The sequence below is a fragment of the Mesorhizobium sp. M2A.F.Ca.ET.037.01.1.1 genome, from assembly GCF_003998075.1.
Taxonomy (GTDB): domain Bacteria; phylum Pseudomonadota; class Alphaproteobacteria; order Rhizobiales; family Rhizobiaceae; genus Mesorhizobium.
Window position 1 is genome coordinate 1 of record NZ_RZSA01000386.1, and the last position, 5679, is coordinate 5679.

General features: G+C 60.8%; 4 protein-coding genes and 1 pseudogene. 2 read left to right on the forward strand and 3 right to left on the reverse strand.

Annotation, left to right across the window (positions count from 1 at the left end):
• Window positions 1-434, reverse strand: a pseudogene (locus EOA27_RS41535) (hypothetical protein); the annotation flags it as partial.
• 250 nt (window positions 435-684) lie between these two features.
• Here EOA27_RS41535 and EOA27_RS19285 point away from each other — a divergent pair.
• Complete coding sequence (locus tag EOA27_RS19285) at window positions 685-1617, forward strand: YbhN family protein (protein ID WP_126082976.1); 933 nt, start codon at window positions 685-687, stop codon at window positions 1615-1617.
• Between the two features lie 514 nt (window positions 1618-2131).
• On the opposite strand, the gene EOA27_RS19290 is transcribed toward EOA27_RS19285, so the two are convergent.
• Window positions 2132-2548 (reverse strand): hypothetical protein, encoded by a 417-nt coding sequence (locus EOA27_RS19290; protein WP_126082977.1) that lies wholly within the window; start codon window positions 2546-2548, stop codon window positions 2132-2134.
• On the reverse strand, window positions 2545-2838 hold the full coding sequence (locus EOA27_RS19295; protein WP_126082978.1) for a hypothetical protein: 294 nt from the start codon (window positions 2836-2838) through the stop codon (window positions 2545-2547). Before EOA27_RS19295 ends, EOA27_RS19290 begins: the two co-directional genes overlap by 4 nt.
• A 779-nt stretch (window positions 2839-3617) precedes the next feature.
• On the opposite strand from EOA27_RS19295, the gene EOA27_RS19305 reads away from it, so the two are divergent.
• Window positions 3618-5679: PAS domain S-box protein (locus EOA27_RS19305; RefSeq protein WP_127256905.1), on the forward strand; the 2062-nt coding region annotated here is incomplete at its 3' end.

Here is a 5679-nt window from a genome sequence, read left to right on the forward strand (position 1 = left end):
ACAATTGCCGGTTGCTGGTCGCGGTGCCTGGACGTCATGGCCAATTCCGGCTGGGGCGGACGTGGCGGAGGCTGGAGCGGCGGCCTTCGCTCGGCCTGCAAGGGCGGGCTCTGAGGCTGGCTTGCCGTCGTGCCGGCAGGCGCGGCATTGGGCACGGCGCCGTTCTCGTCACGCGCGAACACCTTGCGGCCGCGCTTGCGCTTGCGGCGCTTGCGCGTCTTGCCTTTCGGCTGATCGCCATGCTGGTCGGCCTGACCGGCGCCAGTCTGTCTCTGGCCTGCATGTTTGGGGCCGGCATGTCTAGGGTCGGCATGTCTTTGGTGCGCACCCGTGTGGCGGCTGAATCGCGCCGGTTGCGGGCCTCCCGACTGCGCCGGCGATGCCCCGGACATGCCCACTGCCGACGCGCCCGCGCCGGTATCGTGGTCTTCCACTTCAGTTCCTTCCGGCGCCGCGCGAACCGGGAACGGACGCAGCAGGCACCTCGATTTGTTTCAAGTTGGCAACAGAGTAGCAGTGCCGTTCGCAATCACCAAGAGCGCGGGGCTCGAATTTTGGCAGGGTCACGTCGGGGCAATGTCTTGCCGGTTGAATAGCCGGCTTCAATCAGGCATGTCTCAAATGCTGGTTCAAAGAGGTTGGGCACCATCACAACAATGAGCTGCAACGCATGATGACGACGCCATGAATTGGAGGCGCTATTTCTGGCCGGTCATAGGCATCGCGGCCGTTGCGTTCTCGCTGTGGCTGCTCATTCACGAATTGCGCGGCGTATCGCTCGACGATGTCTGGGCCGGTATCGCCGCCATCCCGCCGCGCGGCTGGGTGCTGGCGGCGCTAAGCTCCGTCGTCGCCTATGCCTCGCTCGCCGGCTACGACCACATAGCGCTCTTGCATATCGGCAAGAAAGTATCGTGGCTGTTCGTCACGCTGTGCTCCTTCACCACCTACGCGGTGTCGCACAATATCGGTGGCTCAGTGTTTTCCGGCGCGGTGATCCGCTATCGCGCCTATGCCACAAGGGGGCTGACCGGCCAGGAGATCGGCGTGCTGGTGGCGATCTGCTGGTTCACCTTCATCCTCTCCAGCGTCTTCCTCGGCGGCCTCGTTCTGCTGTTCGAGCCGCAGATCATCGCTCGCTTCACCGGCACGCCGCACCATGGCGCCGCCTTCGCCGCCGGGCTTGCCATGCTCATCCTCGTTGGCGCCTATGCCTTCGGCAGCTGGCTGGGGCTGAGACCGCTGAAGATCGGCTCCTTCCAGTTGCACTACCCGGCGCTGCCGATCGTGGCGAGACAGTTGCTGGTCGGGCCTGTCGAGCTGCTGGCCGCCGCCGCGATCATCTATTTCGCCCTGCCGGAGACCGGCAACCCCGGCTATTTCGTCGTGCTCGGCGTGTTCATGGTCTCGTTCTCGATCGGGCTCCTGTCGCATGCGCCGGGCGCGCTCGGCGTGTTCGAGGTCGTCTTCCTCACCGGACTTTCGGACATGGATCCTGTGGGCGTGCTTGCAGCGCTTCTGGTGTTCCGCCTGTTCTATCTCATCATTCCGCTGCTGATCGGCCTTTGCATGGTGCTCTATTTCGAGCATTCGCAGTACAGCAAAGGCGGCAGTTGAGCCCTTTGCCCGCTTCCGCGGGGAGCATCCGCAAAAAGGCTGCGGTTGATCTCAGTTGCGGGCTTGACTATTTTCCGATGGCGGCTACAAGGCAGCGCTCGCGGCACATGAGCCGCTTGGCTAGCGCGATACCAGACGCGCCTGCTGGGGAATAGGTTAACGGTAGACCCACGGACTCTGACTCCTGTGCTATCGCTTAAATGTCAAGCACTTAACCCCACCTCTCCTGTCTAACAGCTCGTCGGCCATCAATTAGTTAGCGGGTGAATTGTCTAACTTTTCAGAGCGTTTGAGGAGTGTCTTTGGCCCTCGACTTTGGGCTGTTAAGCTCACGTGATCTGCCCCGCGATCGAACCTGATCGCCCTGCCCCTTTCGGCCGCGAACGTCCCAATCGTTGCCTGCAAATCTCCGTCCGGGTCATCTAGGCCAATGGCGCGCAACACAGCTATGCCGGCCACTATCGAGACGGGGCCGGGCATGACGGCCAGCAGCTTTTCGAGTTCAGTGGTGATTTCAAGCATGTAGCTTTGTTGGCCCGTATTTGTCGGCATCGGCGATGAATTCGGTATAGACGGCTTCGAGTTGCGCAACGGCTTGATCCTTGGTTTCTTCGCGTCCTGAAAAACTTCCACCACGGCCGGTATCGGGATCTTTCCCATTCACGAACCAGGCCCAGCTTCCCCGCTGATCCCCGCTGATCACGGTCATGATGCGGCCGGCCCTAGAACCGCCATGCGTTGCGGAAAAATCGCGCGGCAAAGTTTGGTTGACGATCACTGTCCTCGCCCATTGGAGTTGAACGCGGCCGCCGCGATCGCGGACGAACTTGAACGCCTGCGGCCTTCGCTCGACGATCGCGAGCACCTTTCCGGCCTGCTCGAGCACCCGGTAGCCGCTCTCGGTGGCCTCGACCTGGTAGCGCTCCTTCATGGTCGGAACCGCTCGGTGTGCCATACGATCTTGCCGTCGACCTTCATCGGCTTGTGGATGACGAGCTTCCTCGGCAGGTGGTCGGGGTGCAGCTCGAGCAACGTCAGCTGGATGTCGGGCTTGCAGCGGCTGCAGTCGAACTTCAACTTGAACGGATCCGCGCCGCCGCCATAGACCATCATCAAGTCGGCCGAACGGCAGTAGCGCACATTCCCGCACGCGCACTCCACCTTCAACAGCAAATTGTGCCGGGTCGCCTTGCCCAGCGTATCGACCTTCTCGTGCGCCATGAGAACGAAATGAGAACAAATTCCTTGCCCGTCAAGCCGGTCTGTGGAATCTTTTCGTCATGAGCGACGAGCCGACACGCCTTGGAGAGATGATCACGCAGTGCACTCGAGGCCCGCTCGGGCATGTCTGCGAACAGAAGGCTGCGGCAAGGATGCCGGCTGGGGATTTGCCAAGCCGAAGAGACCGTCGCACTGGTTCTGCTACGAGCACCGCAGCGACGGGGAGGCCTACCTTTGATCAGAAAGCCGCGCACCGGCGTTTATCCCGACCGCGAGGTCGACTGCCAGGAGGCCACGGAGCCGGGTTTTCAGGCGATCATTGATTGCATGATCGAGGCCGGCTGGACGCGAGGAGGCCAAGCGCGCGCTGCGCCGGCTGATCGCTGCCGACAACATGACGCAGAAGGAAAACGCCAAGGGAGAAGCAGAGCTGCGATCCCCCGGGCCATGATCCGGGCCGGCTGGCCCGACCTTAGGAGTGAGGACAGGTAGTTCGGCCCTTAGTAATGCGCTACGGATGAAACCGAGTCGGGCCTCCCGATCAGCTGTGTATCGTGAAGTCATACTATACCCGCAACACAAAAACTGCATCAACGTCCGAGTAGGGCGTAACCACACCCGTCGGGCTCTTCAAGGGCGCGGAACAAAAACCAGCTCCGGGCGTTGGAAGTAACTTTGCCGCGCGCAACGTGGCTTTGCTGGGGGCGTAGTTCCGATCTCAACTAGGCTTGTTTCCTTGCTGACATTTAAATCGCGGAGAGCGCCTAGGGAGGGCGGACATGTCGAATATCGAGAGACTGCCCAGCGCATCGCGCAAGCTGACGGAGTTTGAGGCTCTCGTCGCGGCTGCCCCAACTGCTCTGGATGCCATTCCGGGGGCTGTATACCTTTGCGATCACGAAGGCTGGCTCATCCAGTACAATTCAGAGGCTGCCGCACTTTGGGGACGGACTCCAAGGCTAGACGAAACGAAGGAGCGGTTCTGCGGCTCGCATCGCCTGTTCCTGCCTGATGGCACGCCGCTGCCGCACGAGACGTGCCCGATGGCCGATGCAGTTCGCTCAGGCGCTGCCACCCGAAACGCAGAGGTCATTATGGAGAGGCCTGACGGCTCCCGCATCACGGCCCTCGTCAACATTCGAGCCCTCAAAGATCACGGCGGCAACATACAGGGCGCGATCAATTGCTTTCAGGACATTTCGGCTCACAAGGCGGTCGAGGATGACGTCCGCCAGAAGAGCAAGGACTTGGAGGACTTTTTTGAGAACGGAGCGGTTGGGCTGCATATCGTCAGCAGCGAAGGCATCGTTCTGAGGGCGAACAAGGCTGAACTGAAACTCCTCGGCTATTCGGAGGAGGAGTATGTAGGCCGTCACATCGCAGAATTTCACGTGGACGCTCCTGTCATCGGCGACATCCTTCACAAGCTTTCGTGCGGTGAAAGACTAGACCGGCAACCTGCGCGACTTCGTGCAAAGGACGGGTCCATCAAGCAGGTGCTGATCACCTCCAACAGCCGCGTTGATGATGGCAAATTTGTCAACACACGGTGCTTCACTATAGATGTGACGCACCTCAATGAAGCCGAAAGGGCACGTCGCGAGAGCGAGGAGCGCCTGGCCGCAACCTATGAGGCGGCGACTGTCGGTATTACCGAGATAGACGAGACCGGTCGCTTGCTTCGCGTGAACGACGCAATCTGCAAAATGCTCGGCCGCGCACGCGAGGAACTCCTGAAGATGACGTTCCTCGACTATACGCATGAGGAAGACCGCGCAGAGGACGCAACCCTCTACGCCCGTCAGGTTGGCGGAGAGATCGACAACTACACGCTGCGCAAGCGCTGCTGCTGGCCGGACGGCACAATCGTTTACCTCGACGTCTACGCTTCCGCAGTCCGCGACCAGTCCGGACAGTTTGTCTACGGCGTGCGCATTATCCAAGACGTGACCGAAGCCAAACGCATGGAAGACCGAATCCGCGAGAGCGAGCAGCACATGCGAGACCTCCTTGAGGCCATGCCCGCCGCGGTCTACACCACCGACCCGAGCGGCCGCATAACATTTTTCAATAAAGCCTGCATTGATATGGCAGGACGCCGCCCTCAGCTTGGCGATGAGTGGTGTGTGACTTGGCGCCTTTACACGGCTGACGGGACTCCTCTGCCGCACGATCAATGTCCGATGGCTGTGGCCCTCAAAGAGAACCGCGCGGTGCGCGGAGTTGAGGCGTTGGCAGAGCGGCCTGACGGCACATTCGTCCCATTCATACCTTATCCCACCCCGCTCTATGACAGCCAGGGCAAGCTGATTGGCGCCATTAACATGCTGGTCGACATCACCGAGCGCAAGCAGGCGGAGAACAGGCAAAGGATGCTGATCGACGAACTAAATCATCGCGTCAAGAACACGCTGGCGACAGTGCAGTCCCTGGCAGTCCAAACTGCGCGCCATTCGGAAAGCCTTGAGGGATTTGGGCAGCGTTTTCAAAGCAGGCTGCTGGGGCTTGCCCGCGCCCACGACCTGCTGACGAAGCGTCGTTGGGAGGACGCGCCGCTCGATTTTCTCGCTCGGGAGTTGTTGGACCCGATCTCAGGAGCTTCTGGGGACAGGGTGGAGATCCACGGGCCGGCGGCTATGCTCGACCCCAAAACCGCTCTCAATCTCACTATGGTTTTGAACGAACTTGCGACAAACGCGGCAAAGTACGGGGCATTGTCCTCCGCCAGCGGAACACTGTCACTCAGCTGGCAGCTTTCCGAAGGACCCGATCTCAACCGGCTGGAGTTACTCTGGCAGGAACTGGGGGGCCCGCCCGTTCAGGCGCCGACGAGGCGTGGAT